This is a genomic window from uncultured Microbulbifer sp., assembly GCF_947489355.1.
Classification (GTDB): Bacteria; Pseudomonadota; Gammaproteobacteria; order Pseudomonadales; family Cellvibrionaceae; genus Microbulbifer.
The window spans coordinates 1-429 of the sequence record NZ_CANLDD010000186.1; the positions used below are offsets into that span (position 1 = coordinate 1).

Below are 429 nucleotides of genomic sequence, written 5' to 3' on the forward strand. Positions count from 1 at the left end.
TTGTGTTAGAACCTCAACAATGCGAGCTTGCTCTTACAAATCAATAGGCTACATCCAAACGGGAACAGCCCCTAGTATCTTTATCCTTATTTGTTATGCATTGGCTGGCACATACATTAATTTAACAACTTCTTCCTCACATTCCGCACTTGGTGTAACTATTTTTGACAGAGTAATTTCGTATTCCTTCTCATCATCGACATCTAAGGATGCAAAAGATACGAACTCATCTTCCAGCAACCACTCTTGAGCTTCATAAAGACTTTTGAATCTGTGGAGGTGACCATCCATTGAATCACCCTAGGTTTGTCGGAGGCAATTTGATTTGAGTCATGCCATTTGGGCAGACTCAGCTTGCTGATAATACAGGTTTTCGTATTCGGCTGGAGGCATATCGCCAATCGGCTCGAGAATGCGGCGATGGTTAAA

Annotated in this window: 1 protein-coding gene; it reads right to left on the reverse strand. The window is 42.2% G+C overall.

Translation table 11 applies throughout. The features are described from left to right. Positions 1-93 precede the first annotated feature (93 nt). On the reverse strand, positions 94-291 hold the full coding sequence (locus tag Q1A48_RS21390) for a hypothetical protein (RefSeq protein WP_299948904.1): 198 nt from the start codon (positions 289-291) through the stop codon (positions 94-96). Between the last annotated feature and the right edge of the window lie 138 nt (positions 292-429).